Here is an 873-nt window from a genome sequence, read left to right as displayed (position 1 = left end):
GAGCACACGGAGGATGCCTAGGCGCCAGGAGCCGACGAAGGACGTGGCGAACAACGAAACTGCCTCGGGGAGCTGTAAGCAAGCTTTGATCCGGGGGTGTCCGAATGGGGAAACCCAGCTGTGGTAATTCGCAGTTACTCATACCTGAATACATAGGGTATGTAGAGGCAGACCAGGGGAACTGAAACATCTAAGTACCCTGAGGAAGAGAAAACAATAGTGATTCCGTCAGTAGCGGCGAGCGAACGCGGAACAGCCTAAACCAAGAGGCTTGCCTCTTGGGGTTGTGGGACGTCTCATATGGAGTTACAAAGGAATATGGTAGGTGAAGAGGTCTGGAAAGGCCCGCGATAGAGGTAAAAGCCCTGTAACCTAAACTGTGTTCTCTCCGAGACGGATCCCGAGTAGTGCGGGGCACGTGAAACCCCGTATGAATCCAGCAGGACCATCTGCTAAGGCTAAATACTACCTGGCGACCGATAGTGAAACAGTACCGTGAGGGAAAGGTGAAAAGCACCCCGGAAGGGGAGTGAAATAGAACCTGAAACCGTGTGCTTACAAAAAGTCAGAGCCCGTTTTAGGGGTGATGGCGTGCCTTTTGTAGAATGAACCGGCGAGTTACGTTTAACATGCAAGGTTAAGGTGAGAAGCCGGAGCCGCAGCGAAAGCGAGTCTGAATAGGGCGACTGAGTATGTGGACGTAGACCCGAAACCGTGTGATCTACCCCTGTCCAGGGTGAAGGTGCGGTAACACGCACTGGAGGCCCGAACCCACGCATGTTGAAAAATGCGGGGATGAGGTGGGGGTAGCGGAGAAATTCCAATCGAACTCGGAGATAGCTGGTTCTCCCCGAAATAGCTTTAGGGCTAGCC

At 53.2% G+C, this 873-nt stretch carries 1 rRNA gene; it reads left to right on the top strand.

Annotated elements, in window-relative coordinates:
• Window positions 1–873, top strand: a 23S ribosomal RNA gene (locus A3849_RS03490); the annotation flags it as partial.

The organism is Paenibacillus sp. P46E, from assembly GCF_001909095.1.
GTDB classification, from domain to species: Bacteria; Bacillota; Bacilli; order Paenibacillales; family Paenibacillaceae; genus Paenibacillus_AQ; species Paenibacillus_AQ helianthi.
This window is presented reverse-complemented; position numbering and strand designations above follow the sequence as displayed.